We start from the raw sequence: 17,732 nt of genomic DNA on the forward strand, positions 1-17,732 counted from the left end.
AACCCCGGACCCGTGAGGTCCGGGGTTTCGTCGTACTCCGCCAGGGGCCGGAGTATGCGACCCTTGAAGGCGGGCTCGCTGCGACCGTCGGCACCCGCGAAGGAACTCATGACGACCGAGAAGTCGGCTCCGGCCGAGCCGGCGCCCGGGCCCGAGCCCGCCGCGACCATCCAGCCGCGTCGCCGGGGCTGGCTGGTGTTCCTGCGCGACGTGGTCGTGATCATCCTGATCGCGGTGCTCGTCTCGCTCGTCGTCAAGACGTTCCTCGTGCGGTCGTTCTACATCCCCTCCGGATCGATGGAGGACACCCTCCACGTCAAGGACCGCATCCTCGTCGACGAGATCACGCCGCGGTTCGGCAGCTACGAACGCGGCGACATCGTCGTCTTCCAGGATCCGGGCGGCTGGCTCCCTCCCAGCACCGAGCCCGCGCGTCCGCCGGTCGTCGAGGGCGTCGAGTGGGTGCTCTCGCTCGTCGGTCTGGCAGCGCCCGACAGCGACGACCATCTCGTCAAGCGCATCATCGGCCTCCCGGGCGATCATGTCGTGTGCTGCAACGCCATCGGGCAGATCACCGTCAACGATGTGCCGATCGACGAGGCCGCCTATCTCAAGCTGCCGGAAGGTGAGACCGCGGCCTCGGGAGACCCGTTCGACGTCACAGTCCCCGCGGACAGCCTCTGGGTGCTCGGCGACAACCGGTACCGCTCGAAGGACTCGCGGTACAACACCGATCAGCCCGGCAAGGGCTTCGTGCCGATCGACAACCTCGTCGGCCGCGCGTTCCTCGTGACCTGGCCCTTCGACCGCTTCGGGCTGCTCGACTTCCATCACGAGGTGTTCGCCGGGGTTCCCGACGCGGAACCGGAGGGCGGCGGGCAGTGACCGCCGCCGAGCCCCGTCTCACGCTCGAGCGCCGACTGCTGCGCGAGCACACGCTCGTCATCGCGTGCGACGAGGTGGGACGAGGCGCCTTGGCGGGTCCGGTCGCGGTCGGAGCGGCGGTCGTGGACGCCCCCCGCTCGCGTAAGCGCATCCCTCCAGGCCTGCGGGACTCGAAGCTGGTGCCCGAGCCCAAGCGCGCCGACGTCGCGGCGCGCGCGGCGTCGTGGGTCGCGGCGAGCGCCGTCGGCTGGGCGAGTTCCGAGGAGATCGACGAGATCGGCATCATGCGCGCTCTGGGGCTCGCCTCGATCAGGGCGATCGCGGACCTGCGCGCGCACGGCGTCGTCCCCGAGGACGCGATCGTCATCCTCGACGGCAACTACGACTACATCCGTCCCGCCGGGGAGTGGGGCCTCATGGTGCGACCGGTGATCAAAGCCGATCGCGACTGCGCATCGGCGGCGGCAGCGTCCGTCATCGCCAAGGTCGCCCGCGACCGCCTCATGACCGAGCTGCACGACGAGCTCCCTGCGTACAACTGGGCCCGCAACAAGGGCTACGCCAGCCCCGACCACCGCGAGGCGATCCGCACCCACGGCATCAGCCGGCACCATCGCGCATCGTGGTCGATCGCAGAGGCGCCGACGCTCTTCTGAGCGCGCCCCGCACGCGCGCGGGTCGCCGGGCCCGCGCGCGCCCATAGGATGGATGCACCATGGATGACGAGGTCTTCGAAGACTACGACCGCGAGCTCGAGCTCGCTCTGTACCGCGAGTACCGCGATGTCGTCTCGCAGTTCCAGTACGTGATCGAGACGGAGCGGCGCTTCTACCTCGCGAACGAGGTCAACGTCGTGCGCCGCGACACCGAGCACGACTTCTACTTCGAGATCTCGATGTCGGACGTGTGGGTCTGGGACATCTACCGCGCCGATCGCTTCGTCAAGGCGGTGCGCGTTCTCACGTTCAAGGATGTCAACGTCGAAGAACTGTCGCGTCGCGACTTCCACCTCCCTGAAGAGCTCTCGCTCGACAGCTGAGCAGCGCCGGGCGCTTCCTCCCCAGGCCGCTCGCTCAGAGACTCCGGGCGAGTTCTGAACGGATGCCGCGACCCCGCGCTCGCGCGAGCCCCCGGCGCGCGACGATGCCGGGATGGCAGATAAAGACGTTCTCGGGCGCGAGGGCGAGGAACGCGCCGCCCGATACTTCGAGGCGCAGGGTTTCTCCGTCCTCGCCCGCAACTGGCGATGCCGGGAGGGGGAGATCGACCTCGTGGTCGCGGACCGCTCCGCGGTCGTCGTCGTCGAGGTCAAGGCCCGCCGGGGCGAGGAGTTCGGGCATCCATTCGAGGCGATCGATGCACGCAAGCGCGGCAGGCTCTGGCGGCTCACGATCGCCTGGGCGAGTGCGCACCGCGACCTCGTCCAGGGACGACGGCTGCGCATCGACGCGATCGGCCTCGTCGGCCGAGACCCCCGCACGGCCCGCCTCGAGCATCTCGTCGACGTGGAGGTGCCGTGAAGATCGCGCGCACATGGGCCGTCGCCCTCCTCGGCGCCGAGGGCGAGTGTGTCGAGGTCGAGGCGGACCTCTCGAACCAGCAGCCGGACTTCCGGATCATCGGGCTTCCCGACAAGGCTCTCGGCGAGTCGGTCCAGCGGGTTCACAACGCCTGCGCGAACAGCGGCACGCCGCTCGCGCGGCGACGTCTGACGGTGAACCTGTCGCCCGCGAGCCTGCCCAAGCACGGGTCCGGGTTCGACGTCGCCATCGCGGTGGCCTCCCTCGCGACCGAGAGCTCCATGGATGCCGCCTCCGTGGCGTCCGCAGTCCACATCGGCGAACTGGGGCTGGACGGCCGGCTGCGGCCGGTTCCGGGGGTGCTTCCGGCCGTGGTCGCGGCGAGGCGGGCGGGCCACCGACGTGTCGTCGTGCCGCACGCCAACGGTCCCGAGGCGTCGCTCGTCGACGGCGTGGAGGTGCTCGCCGCGGCCAATCTCGCGCAGGTGATCGCGTGGCACGGCGGTGACGTCGAGGTGCCCGACGTCGATCCGGTGGCATTGACCGATGATGAAGAGGCGCCCGAACCGGCCCTCGATCTCGCGGAGGTGATCGGGCAGCGTGATGCCGTCGAAGCGCTGGTGGTCGCCGCAGCCGGCGGTCATCATCTGCTGATGTGCGGTCCCCCGGGCGCGGGCAAGACCATGCTCGCGCGGCGGCTGCCCGGCATCCTTCCCGAACTCGACGATCGCGCGGCCCTGGAGGCGGCCTCGATGCGAAGCCTCGCGGGCTCCCGGGTCGTCGAGCTCTCACGCATCCCGCCGTTCGTCGCACCGCACCACAGTGCGAGCGTGGCGGCTCTGGTGGGCGGCGGCACGCGCGTGGTGCGCCCCGGCGCGATCGCGCGTGCGAGCGAGGGGGTGCTGTTCCTCGACGAGGCGGGAGAGTTCGCCGCCAGCGCGCTGGACGCGCTGCGGCAGCCGCTCGAGTCCGGCGCCATCACCATCGACCGCGCGGGCGTCCACGCCGAATACCCCGCGCGGTTCCAGCTCGTTCTCGCCACCAACCCCTGTCCATGCGGGGACTACGGCATCCGTGGCGGCACCTGCACCTGCCCACCGGCGGCGATCCGCCGCTACCTCGGGCGGCTGTCAGGGCCGCTCCTGGATCGCATGGACATCGAATTGACCTTGACGCGCGTCGCGGTCGCGCAGCGGGGAACAGGCCCCGCTGTCTCGACCGAGACCGCTCGTGCGCAGGTGGCCGAGGCGCGCGCACGGGCTCGCCACCGCCTCGCCGATACGCCGTGGACGGTGAACGCCGACGTACCCGGCACCTGGCTGCGCGAGGGCCCGGTCGCGCCGCCGCCACTCGTCCGACGCCCGCTCGACGCCGCCCTCCACCGCGGCGCGCTCACTCTCCGCGGGTACGACAGGGTGCTGCGGGTCGCATGGTCGCTGGCCGACATCGAAGGGCGCGGCAGGCTCGGGCCGGAGCACATCGGGCGCGCGCTCTACCTGAAGAAGGGGATCGCTCGGTGATCGCGTTCGATCTGAGCGCCGACGCCGCCCGACGCGCGCTCTCGCCCGCGGGCGTCGAGTACGACCCGGAAGAGGCACGCGAGCGTTATGCGATGGCGGTCTGGTGCCAGCTCATCGAGCCCGGCGACTCGGTCGCGGGCCGCGTCATCGGCGCTCGCGGGCCCATTGCGGGACTGGAAGCGGTCGTCGCGGGGGCCGATCTCCGCGAGCTCTCGCCCAAGGAAGCCGGCGAGGGGCGCAAGCGCTGGCTGCCACGACTGTCGGCGGGCGCCGTCGCCGACTCGCTGGCCACGGCGGCGGCACGCGGAGTGAGGTTGGTGACGCGGGCTGATCCCGAATGGCCGACGCAGCTGGACGACCTCGGAGCGCACGCGCCACTGTGCCTGTGGGTGCGCGGCGATGCGTCGGCGCTCTCCCGCCTCCACGCATCCGTCGCCATCGTCGGCGCGAGGGCGGCGTCCCACTACGGCGATCATGTGGCGAGGGACCTCGCGGCGGAGCTTGCGGCCGGCGGCATCGCGGTCGTCTCGGGCGGCGCCTATGGCATCGACGGCGCGGCCCACCGCGCGGCCCTGCTGGCGGGCGGTCTCACCGTCGCCCTGCTCGCGGGCGGCGCCGATCGCGCCTATCCCGCGGGCCACACGCAGCTGATCGACGACATCGCGCGACGGGGGCTCGTTGTGAGTGAGGTGGCGTGCGGATCCGCGCCCACCAAGTGGCGCTTCCTGCAGCGGAACCGGCTGATCGCCGCGCTCTCGGCCGCCACCGTGGTCGTCGAGGCCGGGTGGCGCAGCGGCTCGCTCAACACCGCCGGCCACGCGGCGACGCTGTCGCGCCCGCTCGGTGCCGTGCCCGGACAGATCACCTCCGCGACGTCGGCGGGCACTCACCGGCTCATCCGCGAGTACGGCGCGCAATGCATCACGAGCGCTGACGACGTGCGGGAGCTGCTCGGCATGGATGACCGGACGGATGCTGCCACCGCCCCGCGAGGCACCTACACCGGGGACCCGACCCGCGTGAAGGACGCCATGAGCACCCGCGTCTGGCGCGACGCCGGTGAGATCGCCCGACGCGCGGGGATGGCTTCCGACGTCGTCGAGGGCATCCTGGGACTCCTCCGACTCGACGGGGCGGTCGAGTCGGGGGCCGAGGGATGGCGGCTGGCCAAAATCGGAGGGTGATGGTCGCGCGACCGCGTCCGGAAGGCGCGTCGCACGGCGCCCGGGTGCACCACCTGGCCCATGCTGGAAGCATGGACATCCCGGAGGGGGCCGCCGCGTATCTCCGTCACCTCGCAGAGGTGCGCCGGCTCTCGCCCGCCACGGTGCGCGCCTACCGGTCCGACCTCGACGAGTTGGCCGCCGCCTGCGACGGGGTCGAACTCGCCGCCGTCGATCTCGAGGACCTCCGCGACTGGCTGTGGCGCGCCGTCCAGCGCGGAGACAGCCGCGCGACGATCGCGCGGCGCACGGCGGCCGTCCGCGGGTTCTTCGCGTGGGCGACGGAGACCGGCGTGATCGCCGAGGACCCGAGTCTCCGCCTGGTCGCCCCGAAACGTGGCAAGACGCTGCCCAAGGTCGCCACCGCCGAAACGCTGCGCGAGCTGCTCGACGGCCTCGCCTCGGCGGCCGCTGACGGTGATCCCGTTGCGCTGCGCGACCATGCGATGCTCGAGCTGCTCTACGGTGCCGCAGTGCGCGTCTCGGAGCTGTGCGGGCTGGACGTGGACGACCTGGATCACGACCGCCGCACCGCCCGCGTGCTGGGGAAGGGGGCCAAGGAGAGGGTCGTGCCGTTCGGGCTCCCCGCTCTCCGAGCGATCGACGCCTACGCCGTGCGCGGCAGGCCGGCGCTCCTCGCCCGGCGAGCCGACGACACGGGCACTCCCGCGCTCTTCCTCGGTGCCCGCGGCGCGCGCATCGGGCCACGCGCCGTGTACGAGCTCGTCACGCGCCGCCTCGGCCCCGAGCTCGGCGGACAGGTCGGACCGCACGCATTGCGCCACTCGGCGGCGACGCATCTCCTGGACGGCGGCGCAGACCTCCGCGCCGTTCAGGAGATGCTCGGCCACGCGAGCCTGGGCACCACGCAGATCTACACCCACGTCTCCAGTGAGAGACTGGCGGCGTCGTACCGCCTCGCGCATCCGCGGGCCTGAGGTCCGGTCAGCAGCAGGGGAGCAGCACCGCGCGTGGCACGCCTCCCAGGAGGACGAGCGGGTTGATGTAGACACCGTCGAGTCGCACGCCGAAATGCACCGTGCCGGCCTCGGCGTGCCCGCCGACCGACACCGTGCCCAGCGCCGCCGCTGCGTCGACAGGTGTTCCGGCGGGGAGGGCGGAGTCGATGGGCTCGAGCGTCGACACCAGGCCGTCGCCGTGGTCGACGGTGAGCACGCCGCGTCCGGCGACCTGACCCGAGAACGCGACCACCCCCGCCGCGGGGGCGCGAACGACGCCTTCGCCCACCGGGAGGAGGTCGATCCCCCGGTGTCCTGGACCATACTCGTGCGCGGGCGCGACGAACGGACGCACCAGCCGGAACGGATGCACCGGCCACCGCCAGTCGCGGGCGAGCGACGCCGTCCCGCCTTCGACGACGGGCGTCGGCTCGGTGACATCTGCGTGGGCCGTCGCGGCCGGGGGCAGAGCGATGAGTACGCCCGTGGCGATGACGGCCGCGAGGCGTGCGGCCGTCAGACCGAATCGGCGAGGAGGAGTGGTCGCGGACTCTGGCATGACATCAGCTTGATCCGTATGAGGAAGCGCCGGATCGCGGCGACGAGACCCCGTGGAGAGGCGTCCGGTTCGGTCGGTGGGGGAGGAGGAGCGGTCCTGCGGCTGCTGATACACTGGGTGCGCACTCCGCATGTCGGGGTGACTCCGCGTGCCCATAGCGCCGCACTCCCTGAGTCTGACGAAGGGTGCGGCGCGGCATCCATCCCCAACGGTCCCTGCGAGCGCTTCCGAGCGGCGCGGGGCGGGAGTGGGCCGGGCACCAGGCCACGCCGGTTACGAGCCGGCGCGAGAACAACCGCAACAGGCGCGCACGCGCCGGAACAGGAGAACGGCCATGGCCGTCGTCACCATTCGCCAGCTGCTCGACAGCGGCGTCCACTTCGGACACCAGACCCGCCGGTGGAACCCGAAGGTCAAGCGCTTCATCCTCACCGAGCGCAGCGGCATCCACATCATCGACCTGCAGCAGTCGCTGACGTACATCGACAAGGCGTACGAGTTCGTCAAGGAGACCGTCGCGCACGGCGGCACCATCCTCTTCGTCGGCACCAAGAAGCAGGCGCAGGAAGTCATCGCCGAGCAGGCGACCCGCGTGGGCCAGCCCTACGTCAACCAGCGCTGGCTGGGCGGTCTGCTCACGAACTTCTCGACCGTGTCGAAGCGACTTGCGCGCATGAAGGAGCTCGAGGAGCTCGACTTCGAGGACCCGGCTGCGAGCGGCTTCACCAAGAAGGAGCTCCTCCTCAAGAAGCGCGAGCTCGACAAGCTCCACAAGTCGCTCGGCGGTATCCGCAACCTGCAGAAGACCCCCTCGGCCATCTGGGTCGTCGACGCCAAGCGCGAGCACCTCGCGATCGACGAGGCGTCGAAGCTCGGCATCCCGGTGATCGGCATCCTCGACACCAACGCCGACCCCGACGAGTTCCAGTACCCGATCCCCGGCAACGACGACGCGATCCGCTCGGTGGGCCTGCTCACCCGCATCATCGCCGACGCAGCCGCCGAGGGCCTGATCCAGCGCCACCAGCCCACCGACGAGGCCGCTGACGCGGAGCCCCTGGCCGACTGGGAGCGCGAGCTGCTCGAGCAGGGCGCCCCGGTCGTGACCGACGTCGCCGAGGTCGAGACCCTCGCGACCGAGTCGGCGGCCGACGAGGCGGGCGCCGAGGCCGCCGAGGCCGCCGAGGCGACCGCCGCCGAGTAACGCTCACCCACACTCCGCCTCGGCGGGATCGCCCCGACCCACGGTCTGGACGGTCCCGCCGAGGCATCCACGAGAACTCACACAAATCAAGGAGCCGCCACCCATGGCAAACTTCACGATCGCCGACATCAAGGCGCTGCGCGAGCAGCTCGGCACGGGCATGGTCGACACCAAGAAGGCGCTCGAGGAGGCTGACGGCGACCTCGAGAAGGCCGTCGAGATCCTGCGCCTGAAGGGCGCGAAGGGCAACGCCAAGCGCGCCGACCGCTCGACGAGCGAGGGTCTGGTCGCGGCGAAGGAGGTCGACGGTCAGGTCACGATCATCGAGCTCAACACCGAGACCGACTTCGTCGCGAAGAACGACCGCTTCATTGCGCTCGCTGAGAAGGTGCTCGACGCCGCCGCAGCCGCGCACGCCGACTCGGCCGAGGCCGCCCTCGCCGCTTCCGCCGGCACCCAGACGGTCGCCGAGCTCATCTCCGACGAGGCAGCGATCATCGGCGAGAAGGTCGAGCTGCGTCGCGTGAACACGCTCTCGGGCGACAAGTTCGAGATCTACCTCCACAAGACCAGCAAGGACCTGCCGCCGCAGGTCGGCGTCGTCCTCGCCTACTCGGGCGATGACGCCGAGACCGCACGCAGCCTCGCCCAGCACATCTCGTTCGCGAACCCGTCGTACCTGTCGCGCGACGAGGTCCCCGAGGCCGAGGTCGAGAAGGAGCGCGAGATCGTCACCGAGATCTCCCGCAACGAGGGCAAGCCCGAGGCCGCTCTTCCGAAGATCGTCGAGGGTCGCGTCAACGCGTTCTTCAAGCAGGTTTCGCTGCTTGACCAGGACTACGCGAAGGACAACAAGCAGTCGGTCGCGCAGGTCGCGAAGGACGCCGGTCTGACCCTGACGGGCTTCGCCCGCTACAAGGTCGGCGCCTGACCTTCTGAGAAGGCCCGCATCGGCAATCCGATGCGGGCCTTTTCTCATGCCTTCGGTAGTTTGTCGTAGACGAGAGGACCACAGTGATCAACGAGAACACCGGGCGCCGCCGCGTCCTTCTGAAGCTGTCGGGCGAAGCGTTCGGCGGAGGCCAGCTGGGGGTGAACCCCGACGTGGTCAGCCAGATCGCGCAGGAGATCGCGGCAGCGGTGGATCGGGTCGAGATCGCGGTTGTCGTCGGCGGCGGCAACTTCTTCCGCGGCGCCGAGCTGAGCCAGCGCGGCATGGACCGTGGCCGGGCCGACTACATGGGCATGCTCGGCACCGTGATGAACGCGCTCGCCCTGCAGGACTTCCTCGAGCAGGCCGGCGCCGCCACGCGCGTGCAGTCCGCGATCTCGATGACGCAGGTCGCGGAGCCCTACATCCCGCGCCGCGCCGAGCGTCACATGGAGAAGGGCCGCGTGGTCATCTTCGGCGCCGGCGCAGGCCTGCCGTACTTCTCCACCGACACCGTCGCCGCGCAGCGCGCGCTCGAGATCGACGCGCAGGAGGTCCTCGTCGCGAAGAACGGCGTGGACGGCGTCTACACGGCCGATCCGAAGAAGGATGCCTCGGCCACCCGCATCGATCGCATCACGTACATCGATGCCCTGCAGCGCGGCCTCAAGGTGGTCGACTCGACGGCGTTCAGTCTCTGCATGGACAACAAGATGGACATGCGCGTCTTCGGCATGGAGCCCGAGGGCAATGTGACGAAGGCGCTCCTCGGCGACGCCATCGGCACGCTCGTCACGGCGTGACCGCCCGGCCGTCGATAGACTTCAACCAGCCCATCTACGCGAAGGAGACACTGTGATCGCGGACGTCTTGGCCGATGCCGGAGTGCGCATGGACCGCGCCGTCGAGGCAGCGAAGGAGGACTTCGCCACGGTGCGCACCGGACGCGCGAACCCGCAGCTGTTCCAGAAGGTCCTCGTCGACTACTACGGCAGCCCGACGCCGCTCGCGCAGCTCGCGTCGATCAACAACCCCGAGGCGCGCACACTCCTCATCACGCCGTACGACAAGTCCGCCCTGAAGGCGATCGAGCAGGCCATCCGCGACATCCCGAACCTGGGCGTCAACCCGACGAACGACGGCAACCTCGTGCGCGTCACGATGCCCGAGCTCACCGAGGAGCGTCGTAAGGAGTACGTGAAGCTCACCCGCACCAAGGGTGAGGACGCCAAGGTCCACGTTCGCGGCATCCGCCGCAAGGCGAAGGACGACATCGACGCGCTGAAGGGCGAGGTCGGCGAAGACGAGCTCGCCCGTGGCGAGAAGGAACTCGACGCGCTCACGCGCGCGCACGTCGACGCCATCGACGAGGCGCTCAAGCGCAAAGAGGCCGAGCTCCTCGAGGTCTGAGGTCTGCCCATGACCGACGCATCCGACTCGCCGCGGAGCGACGAGAACGCCTCACCGCAGACGCGGCGCGAGGCTGGAGAGGCGCGGCGCGCCGCGGGGGGCCACGACACCGGTCCGGCGCTGCAGTCGCACCTGCGCGCGGCGCGCAGCGAGCTGGAGGGCCATGTGGCTCAGGCGCGAGCCGACTTCGAGGAGGCGAACGAGCGCATCAAGGAGCGCACCGGTCGCGACCTCATCCTCGCGATCCTCATCGGCCTCGCGATCGGTCTCGTGCTGCTCGGTTCGCTGCTCTTCGTGAAGTGGGCGTTCGTGCCGTTCGCGCTGGCCGCGGCGATGCTCGCGATCTTCGAGTTCTCGCGTGCGCTGGTCGCCAGCGGTCGTCGGGTCGACCTGATCCCGCAGCTCATCGCCGGCGCGGTGGTCGTGCTGTCGGCGTTCTTCGTCGATTCCTGGCTGCACTGGGTGCTGCTGTTCGTCGCGCTGGCGTTCGTCGTGGTGTGGCGCCTGGTCGGCCAGATGGCATCGCACGACGGCCGCACTTACGGCCTCGTGCTGGGCGACGTGCTCATCGCGACCTTCATTCAGCTCTATGTGGCGTTCCTCGGAAGCCTCACCCTCGTGCTGCTGGCGAAGGACGGCGGGGAGTGGTGGGTCCTGTCGTTCATCATCGTCGCCGTCGCGGTCGACACGGGCGCGTACGCCGCGGGCATCACGATGGGCAAGCACCCCATGGCGCCCCGCATCAGCCCGAAGAAGACGTGGGAGGGCTTCGCGGGTGCCGGAGCCGCCGCGATACTCGCCGGCGTGCTCGTCGGACTCTTCATGCTCGGTCTCGAATGGTGGATGGGCGCCGTGTTCGGCATCCTCATCCTCGCCACTGCCACGGTCGGCGACCTGGGGGAATCGATGATCAAGCGCGACCTCGGGATCAAGGACATGAGCTCCTGGCTGCCGGGCCACGGCGGCGTGCTGGATCGGCTCGACTCGATCCTGCTGTCGGTCGTGGCGGCGCTGACGCTCTACTACCTCTTCACCCCGCTGGTGGCATCATGACGACATCGAACGCGTCCGCGCGGACATCCTTCCCCGAAGCGCGCGGACGGGAGAAGGGCTACGAGAAGCAGCCCGTCGACGAGTTCCTCGCACGGGCACGTGCGTCGTTCGAGCGCGGCACGGACGCCCTCACCTCGGCTGACATCCGGCAGGTCGCGTTCCCGCTGGTGCGGCACGGCTACGCCATCGCGTCGGTCGATGCGGCTCTCGGCCGCATCGAGGACGCCTTCGCGGCGCGAGAGCGGTCATCGGCGGTGGCGACGACGGGAGCGAAGGCGTGGGTCGGTCACGCGCGCGAGCTCGCCCAGGAAGTCCTCGACCGTCTCTCGCGTCCGGCCAAGCGCCGCTTCGACCGCGTGTCAGCGCTGCGCTACGGCTACCGCGTCGCGGAGGTCGACCTCGTGACCGACAAGCTCGCGCGCTTCCTCGAGACGGGCGACTCCGTCACCGTGGAGCAGGTGCGCTCGGTCGCGTTCCGCATGCAGCGCGGGGGCTATCGCGAAACCCAGGTCGACGCCGTCCTGGATGCCGTCGTCGAGGTGATGCTCGCCGTCAAGTGAGACGCTCGGGTCCGCGGATGCAGGCCCGGGTGCCGGTATGCGAGAATCGGGACACTGTGACTTCTGGAAACGAGCTGCACCCCACCAGACGAGCCCGACGTCACGAGGTGGCGGCACGGTCCGCGAGACCGGTCACCGTGACGGGACCACGTCCTTCTGCGCCCTCGGCTGCCGCGGTCAAGTCCGCTCCGCGCTGGTCGCGTCGACGTGGTGTGGTCGGTGCGTTCGCCGCCTTCGCGGTGCTCGGCTTCGTCGTCGCCTATATCGGTCCGACGGGACTCGCGCTGGCTCAGGCGAGCGTCGATGAGGAATCGCAGGTCTCCCTCTACGCCAGCTCGCTCGAGGACGTGCAGTCCCGCGCCGGCGACGGGGCCGCCGCAGACCCCGAGCCCGCGGCGCTGGACCGGGGCAACTACACGGTGTACGTGAAGCCGAAGCCCACGCCGACCGTCCAAGCATCGACCCCCACGTCATCCCGAGGATGGCGTCCCCCGTTCGTGACGCCGGATCCGGGCACCGCACAGGCCATCGCCTACGACATGGTTCTGGCGCGCGGGTGGGGCGACGATCAATTCGCCTGCCTGGTCGCGCTCTGGCAGAAGGAGTCGGGCTGGCGCGTCAACGCCTACAACGCCAGCAGCGGAGCGTACGGTATCCCGCAGGCCCTCCCCGGCAGCAAGATGGCCACCGCCGGCGCCGACTGGGAGACGAACCCCGCCACGCAGATCACGTGGGGTCTCGGCTACATCGGCGGTCGCTACGGCACGCCGTGCGGCGCGTGGGACCACTCGCAGCGCACAGGCTGGTACTGAGCCGTGCCTCGGTCGAACCGCCGCCGTCATGACTCGAGCGGCGACGACTCGTTCGAGCGCCTGCTCGCCGGCTGGAAGCGCACCGAGGTGCGTCGCGGCGTCGAGTGGACGGTGCAGCCGGTCTCGGCTGCCCAGGCGCAGAAGCCCTACACCTGCCCCGGATGCGGGCGCCAGATCGACGTCGGCGTCGCGCATCTCGTGGCGTGGCGCGCGGACGGGGTACTGGGCGACGCCGCCGACCTCGCCGCACGCCGGCACTGGCATCAGCACTGCTGGAAGGTGGCCTGATATGGAGATCCGCGGACCGATCGAGCTGCCCGCACGGCGGGAGGACATCGAGCTCGAGACGCTCGACGGGCTGACGCTCGTCGGTGAGCTCGCCTTGCCCGAGACTCGTGACCCGGTCGCGACGCTCGTGACGCTGCATCCGCTGCCCACGGCCGGCGGGTTCATGGACTCGCACATCCTCCGCAAGGCAGCAGGCCGCCTGCCCGCACTCGCCGATCTCGCGGTGTTGCGGTTCAACACCCGCGGGACGACGTCGCCACGAGGGACCAGTGAGGGCACGTTCGACGGCGGCCGCGCCGAGGCGTTCGACGTCGCTGCGGCGATGGACTTCGTGCATGAGCGCGGCCTCCCGCGCCCGTGGTTCGTCGGCTGGTCGTTCGGGACGGAGCTGGCCCTCAAGTACGGTCGTGACCATGGCGTCGAGGGCGCGGTGCTCCTGTCGCCGCCGCTGCATCGTGCGACCGATGAAGAGGTCGCGGCGTGGGCGGGCGACGAGCGCCGGCTGATCGTGCTTGTTCCGGAATTCGACGACTATCTTCGACCGGATGCTGCGATCCAGCGCTTCGCGAGCGTCCCCGAGGCCGTTCTGATTCCTGTCGAGGGCGGCAAGCACCTGTGGGTGGGGGAGAACCAGACCCGGCGCGTGCTGACCGAGATCGTTGCGGCCGTCAACCCGGATGCGCTTCCGCTGCCGCTCGAGTGGCACCCGCGGGCGGCCGACGCCTGAGCGTCACCGCTCGTTCTGGCGCGGGATCACCACCTGGCGGTAGATGATCAGGATGCTGGCCGCCACCGGGATCGCGACCAGCGCGCCGAGCAGGCCCAGCAGGGAGCCGCCCGCAAGGGCCGCGATCACGACCACCGCGCCGGGGACCGCCACCGCGCGCCCCATGATGCGCGGCGAGATCACATAGGCCTCGATCTGCATGTAGATGAGGTAGTAGATCGCGGCGATCAGCGCGGTCGTCGGGGAACCCACCACCAGGCACGTGAAGACGATGATGATCGAGCCGGTGAGCGTGCCGACGAGGGGGATGAGCGAGAAGAAGAACGCGATCACCGCGAGCACTGCGGGGAAAGGCGCCTTGATGATCGTGAGGAAGATCGCGCTGAGCACGCCGTTGATGAGGCCGAGCGTGACCTGGCCGATGACGTAGTAGCCGACCGAGTCGGTGATCTGCTCCCCGAGATCCATGAATCGGGCGCGCTTGGAAGCCGGGACCAGCTGGTAGACGGCGCGCTTCAGGTTCGGTGTCGACGCCGTGAAGTAGATCGTTAGGATCAGCACGATGAACGCGCCGGCGAACCCCGCGATCAGCGCGCCGATGATCGCGATGATGCTGCCGCCGACCTCGGAACCGATTGCGCCCACGTCGAGCGATGCGTACCAGTCCTCGATGTAACCCCACACCTCGTCGACGTTGAGCGCGGGGAAGACCGCGTGCAGCCAGTCCTGGATCGCGCCCACCGGGTCGTCGAACTCACCCTTCTCGGCCAGGTCCTGGATCGTGGTGACGAGCTGGCCGATCTGCTGCACGATGATCGGGACGACCATCAGGATGATGCCTGCGAAGACCGCGAGCACCCCGAGGATCGTGATCAGCACCGCCGCCCAGCGAGGGAGCTTGCGGCGTTCGAGCCACGCGACGATCGGGTCGAGGCCGAGGGACAGGAAGAGGGCGGTGCCGACGTAGAGCAGGATCGTCTGGAGGTTCTGGATGCTTCCGATGAGCAGCAGCCCGAGGCCGACACCCAGCGTCGCGAGCAGCGCTGTGCGGAACGGGTTGTGCAGCTTCATCGAGTTCCCCCTCAGATCGGCGTCGCGCCGATGCATCTGTCCGCCCAGGATACGCATCAGTGACCTCCAGGCCCGGCAATGCCGCCTCCCACGCGCCTCACAGGTCGTGTTCGCTAGTCTGAACTGTCGAATCGAAGGGTTGCGCCGGTTCCGCGCGCCCGGGAAAGGTGTTCTTCGTGCGTTTCGTGTGGGCCGTGGCGGCGTTCGTGCTCGCCACCGTGATGATCGGTGCGGGCATCGCCCAGCGGACGATCTTCCAGGGACCCAAGACCGAGACCACGGCGATCTCGGTCGACGAGGAGACTCCGTACCTTCTCATCGACGGCGCCGTGCTCAACCAGATGCCGGGCACGCAGACGCTGCGCGCCCAGACCGAAGGCGACGTCTTCGCCGCGTACGGCCGCACGGCTGACGTGGAGGCATGGCTATCCGACTCCACGTACACCCATGTCACGCTCGACGACGAGGGCGCACTCGAGACGGCCGTCGTGGAGCCCGAGGTCGACGCGACCGCGGATCCCGCCGCGGAGGCACCGGCCGAGGATGCAGCGGCAGGCGACGCCGCCGCCGACGATGCGACGAGCGAGGCCGATGCCGCCGAGACCGCCGGTCGCAGCCCGGTCGGATCCGACCTGTGGCTCGACGAGTACCAGCAGACCGACCTCCTTATCGCGCCGCTTCAGCTTCCCGAGGGGATGAGCGTGCTCGTCGCCGCAGACGGCACCGCGCCCGCTCCGAGCACGGTGACGGTCTCGTGGCCGCTGCAGACGACGACGCCCTGGGCAGGGCCGCTCATCGTCGCCGGCGGCATCCTGATGGCGGTCGGCGTGTTCCTGTACATCCTCGGCATCCGCCACGCCCGTCGCAAGCGCGGTCCGCGCCGCAAGGGCCTGCCGTTGCCGGTCACCGAGCCCATCGACATCGCGATCGACCACGACGACAAGGGCGTGATCAGCAGTTCGAAGCCGACGCGCCGCGCTGTCTCGACCGGCGGGCGACGGGCGTTCGCCGTGCTGCCGGTCGTGGCCGTCTCGGCGCTGCTGTTCTCGGGCTGCTCGGCCGACGCGTGGCCGCAGCTCGGCCCCTCGCCGACCCCTTCTCCCACGGCGACCGTGATCGCTCCGGACGGCCAGCAGGCCCCCGCCGTGACGAAGGCGCAGGCGGAACGGATCCTCACCCGAATCGCCACGACTGTCGCCGACGCCGACGCGGCGATGGACGGCGACCTCGCCGACACCCGTCTCGAAGGTGCCGCGCTCGCAGCGCGGGACACGAACTACAAGCTCCGTGGAGCGGTCGCCGACTACCCCGCGCCGGCGCCGATCCTGGCCAAGCCGCTCGAGATCATCCTGCCGCAGGCCTATGACGGGTGGCCGCGCTCGGTCATCGCCGTCGCCGACGACGACGAGTCGAAGACATCGAGCATCATGGTTCTGACCCAGCAGGACCAGTGGTCCGACTACAAGCTGTCGTATGTCGGGAGCCTCGAGGCCTCCACCACGCTTCCCGACCTCGCTCCCGCGTACATCGGCGCGCCCCAGGTCGAGCCGGACTCCCCGTTCCTCCTGCTTCCGCCGAACGAGGTCGCCGCCGCGTACGCGGACGTCATCAACAAGGGCGAGGAGAGCGAGTACTACGACCTGTTCGAGGCCGACGGAGACCAGCTCCGCGCCAGCATCGCGGCAGACCGCCAGCGACGACTCGAGGAGTTCAACAAGACGGCGTCGTCGACCGGCAGCCTCGAATTCAGCTCGGCGGCAGGCGCCCAGGCGCCGTTCGCCCTGCAGACGGTGGAGAGCGGCGCGATCGTCGCGGTCAACATCAACGAGATCGACACCGTCAAGCCCACCAACGCGGACGCCGTGATCAAGGTCGACGGCAATCAGACGGTGAAGACGCTGGCCGGTGTCGACCAGTCGCAGACCGGCTTCGCGACCACGTTCAGCGACCAGGTGTTCTTCTACGTGCCGGGTCCCGGATCGAACGAGAAGATACGCCTGCTCGGTTACTCGTCCGACATCCTCGATGCGAAGATTCTGTAGTGACCGATCCCACTCTGGGCGCCTCGCTTCGCGGTGCCGTCGACCTGTCCTCCCTCCGCAACCGCCCTGCGCCCGTCGCGCCGGGTGAGGAGGCGCCCGCCGGAGCCGGCGTGGCCGTCCCGTCGCTCGTCCTGGATGTCACCGACGAGACGTTCCCGCAGGTGCTCGAGCTCTCTCGCACCGTTCCCGTGGTCGTCGACCTCTGGGCCGAGTGGTGCGGGCCCTGCAAACAGCTGAGCCCGATCCTCGAGAAGGTCGTGCTCGAGCTCGGCGGCCGCGTCGTGCTGGCCAAGGTCGATGTCGATGCGAACCCGCAGCTGTCGCAGGCATTCCGCGCGCAGTCCATCCCGATGGTCGTCGCCCTCGTCGCGGGCCAGCCGGTGCCGATGTTCACCGGCGCCGTGCCCGAGCAGCAGGTGCGCGAGGTGTTCGCCCAGCTGCTGCAGCTCGCGGCCCAGAACGGCGTCACCGGCTCCGCCGCGGTCGACGGGGACGCTCCGCAGGAGGCCCCCGCCGAGCCGCCCCTGCCTCCGCTTCACGCTGAGGCGTTCGCGGCGATCGAGGAGGGCGACTACGCCCGCGCTATCGCTGCGTACGAGAAGGCCCTTCTCGAGAACCCTCGCGATGCCGAGGCGCGCGCCGGTCTCGGCCAGGTGCGCCTGCTCGACCGGGTGCAGGGCCTTGATCTGCAGGCCGCTCGTGCGGCCGCGGCATCCTCCCCTCAGGATGTGGCAGCGCAGTTCGCGGTGGCCGATCTCGACCTCGCCGGCGGGCACGTCGACGATGCCTTCGCGCGCCTGCTGGACCTGTTCGCCCAGCTTCCCGCGGACGAGCGCACCCCGGTGCGCGAGCGGCTGCTCGAGCTGTTCGCGCTCGTGGGCGATGCCGACCCCCGCGTGATAGCGGCCCGGGGCCGCCTCGCCTCGCTGCTCTTCTGAGCAACCCCTACGCCGGCGCCACGACCGTCT

The 17,732-nt window shown here is 70.1% G+C and carries 20 protein-coding genes; 18 read left to right on the forward strand and 2 right to left on the reverse strand.

What is annotated here, in order from left to right:
• Positions 1 to 108: 108 nt before the first annotated feature.
• The 7 genes from lepB (at position 109) to JNB61_RS01120 (ending at position 6,086) form a co-directional block, all read left to right on the forward strand.
• Positions 109 to 885: a signal peptidase I gene (gene lepB, locus JNB61_RS01090; protein WP_220287397.1), complete on the forward strand. Its 777-nt coding sequence runs from the start codon at positions 109 to 111 to the stop codon at positions 883 to 885.
• The gene (locus JNB61_RS01095; RefSeq protein ID WP_220338511.1) at positions 882 to 1,541 is read left to right on the forward strand and encodes a ribonuclease HII; all 660 of its coding nucleotides are present in this window, start codon (positions 882 to 884) and stop codon (positions 1,539 to 1,541) included. The genes lepB and JNB61_RS01095 overlap by 4 nt, the downstream gene beginning before the upstream one ends.
• A gap of 59 nt (positions 1,542 to 1,600) precedes the next feature.
• Positions 1,601 to 1,924 carry a DUF2469 family protein gene (locus JNB61_RS01100; protein ID WP_159843786.1) on the forward strand — a complete coding sequence of 108 codons (324 nt, stop codon included), beginning with the start codon at positions 1,601 to 1,603 and terminating at the stop codon, positions 1,922 to 1,924.
• Positions 1,925 to 2,036: 112 nt separating this feature from the next.
• Positions 2,037 to 2,405, forward strand: a complete 369-nt coding sequence (locus JNB61_RS01105) for a YraN family protein (RefSeq protein WP_159843787.1) — start codon at positions 2,037 to 2,039, stop codon at positions 2,403 to 2,405.
• Positions 2,402 to 3,925 (forward strand): YifB family Mg chelatase-like AAA ATPase, encoded by a 1,524-nt coding sequence (locus JNB61_RS01110; RefSeq protein ID WP_220338512.1) that lies wholly within the window; start codon positions 2,402 to 2,404, stop codon positions 3,923 to 3,925. The genes JNB61_RS01105 and JNB61_RS01110 overlap by 4 nt, the downstream gene beginning before the upstream one ends.
• Positions 3,922 to 5,109, forward strand: a complete 1,188-nt coding sequence (dprA, locus tag JNB61_RS01115) for a DNA-processing protein DprA (RefSeq protein ID WP_220338513.1) — start codon at positions 3,922 to 3,924, stop codon at positions 5,107 to 5,109. The genes JNB61_RS01110 and dprA overlap by 4 nt, the downstream gene beginning before the upstream one ends.
• A 71-nt stretch (positions 5,110 to 5,180) precedes the next feature.
• On the forward strand, positions 5,181 to 6,086 hold the full coding sequence (locus tag JNB61_RS01120; protein WP_220338514.1) for a tyrosine recombinase XerC: 906 nt from the start codon (positions 5,181 to 5,183) through the stop codon (positions 6,084 to 6,086).
• 7 nt (positions 6,087 to 6,093) lie between these two features.
• Here the strand turns inward: JNB61_RS01120 and JNB61_RS01125 are convergent, their stop codons facing one another.
• Positions 6,094 to 6,666: a murein hydrolase activator EnvC family protein gene (locus tag JNB61_RS01125; RefSeq protein WP_220338515.1), complete on the reverse strand. Its 573-nt coding sequence runs from the start codon at positions 6,664 to 6,666 to the stop codon at positions 6,094 to 6,096.
• A gap of 334 nt (positions 6,667 to 7,000) precedes the next feature.
• On the opposite strand from JNB61_RS01125, the gene rpsB reads away from it, so the two are divergent.
• The 9 genes from rpsB to JNB61_RS01170 all read left to right on the forward strand — a co-directional run bounded on the left by rpsB (position 7,001) and on the right by JNB61_RS01170 (position 13,651).
• Positions 7,001 to 7,870: a 30S ribosomal protein S2 gene (gene rpsB / locus JNB61_RS01130; protein ID WP_220338516.1), complete on the forward strand. Its 870-nt coding sequence runs from the start codon at positions 7,001 to 7,003 to the stop codon at positions 7,868 to 7,870.
• A 103-nt stretch (positions 7,871 to 7,973) separates the two neighbouring features.
• Entirely contained in the window at positions 7,974 to 8,801 is an 828-nt protein-coding gene (gene tsf, locus JNB61_RS01135) for a translation elongation factor Ts (RefSeq protein ID WP_220287407.1), read from the forward strand.
• An 83-nt stretch (positions 8,802 to 8,884) separates the two neighbouring features.
• Positions 8,885 to 9,604: a UMP kinase gene (gene pyrH, locus JNB61_RS01140; protein ID WP_159843801.1), complete on the forward strand. Its 720-nt coding sequence runs from the start codon at positions 8,885 to 8,887 to the stop codon at positions 9,602 to 9,604.
• 52 nt (positions 9,605 to 9,656) lie between these two features.
• Entirely contained in the window at positions 9,657 to 10,211 is a 555-nt protein-coding gene (frr, locus tag JNB61_RS01145) for a ribosome recycling factor (RefSeq protein ID WP_045297881.1), read from the forward strand.
• A gap of 9 nt (positions 10,212 to 10,220) precedes the next feature.
• Positions 10,221 to 11,264, forward strand: a complete 1,044-nt coding sequence (locus JNB61_RS01150) for a phosphatidate cytidylyltransferase (RefSeq protein WP_220287409.1) — start codon at positions 10,221 to 10,223, stop codon at positions 11,262 to 11,264.
• Complete coding sequence (locus JNB61_RS01155) at positions 11,261 to 11,824, forward strand: DivIVA domain-containing protein (protein ID WP_220338517.1); 564 nt, start codon at positions 11,261 to 11,263, stop codon at positions 11,822 to 11,824. Before JNB61_RS01150 ends, JNB61_RS01155 begins: the two co-directional genes overlap by 4 nt.
• Positions 11,825 to 12,036: 212 nt before the next feature.
• On the forward strand, positions 12,037 to 12,636 hold the full coding sequence (locus JNB61_RS01160; RefSeq protein WP_374226585.1) for a lytic transglycosylase domain-containing protein: 600 nt from the start codon (positions 12,037 to 12,039) through the stop codon (positions 12,634 to 12,636).
• A 3-nt stretch (positions 12,637 to 12,639) separates the two neighbouring features.
• Complete coding sequence (locus JNB61_RS01165) at positions 12,640 to 12,924, forward strand: hypothetical protein (RefSeq protein WP_220338519.1); 285 nt, start codon at positions 12,640 to 12,642, stop codon at positions 12,922 to 12,924.
• Between the two features lies 1 nt (position 12,925).
• Positions 12,926 to 13,651 (forward strand): alpha/beta hydrolase, encoded by a 726-nt coding sequence (locus JNB61_RS01170; protein ID WP_159843809.1) that lies wholly within the window; start codon positions 12,926 to 12,928, stop codon positions 13,649 to 13,651.
• A gap of 3 nt (positions 13,652 to 13,654) precedes the next feature.
• Here JNB61_RS01170 and JNB61_RS01175 read toward each other — a convergent pair whose 3' ends face one another.
• The gene (locus JNB61_RS01175) at positions 13,655 to 14,722 is read right to left on the reverse strand and encodes an AI-2E family transporter (protein WP_220287414.1); all 1,068 of its coding nucleotides are present in this window, start codon (positions 14,720 to 14,722) and stop codon (positions 13,655 to 13,657) included.
• Positions 14,723 to 14,898: 176 nt separating this feature from the next.
• Here JNB61_RS01175 and JNB61_RS01180 point away from each other — a divergent pair, with 176 nt between their 5' ends.
• Positions 14,899 to 16,764: a glycosyl transferase gene (locus JNB61_RS01180; protein ID WP_220338520.1), complete on the forward strand. Its 1,866-nt coding sequence runs from the start codon at positions 14,899 to 14,901 to the stop codon at positions 16,762 to 16,764.
• On the forward strand, positions 16,764 to 17,702 hold the full coding sequence (locus tag JNB61_RS01185) for a tetratricopeptide repeat protein (protein WP_220287418.1): 939 nt from the start codon (positions 16,764 to 16,766) through the stop codon (positions 17,700 to 17,702). Before JNB61_RS01180 ends, JNB61_RS01185 begins: the two co-directional genes overlap by 1 nt.
• Positions 17,703 to 17,732 lie beyond the last annotated feature (30 nt).

Source organism: Microbacterium ureisolvens (assembly GCF_019511645.1).
Lineage (GTDB): Bacteria > Actinomycetota > Actinomycetes > Actinomycetales > Microbacteriaceae > Microbacterium > Microbacterium ureisolvens_A.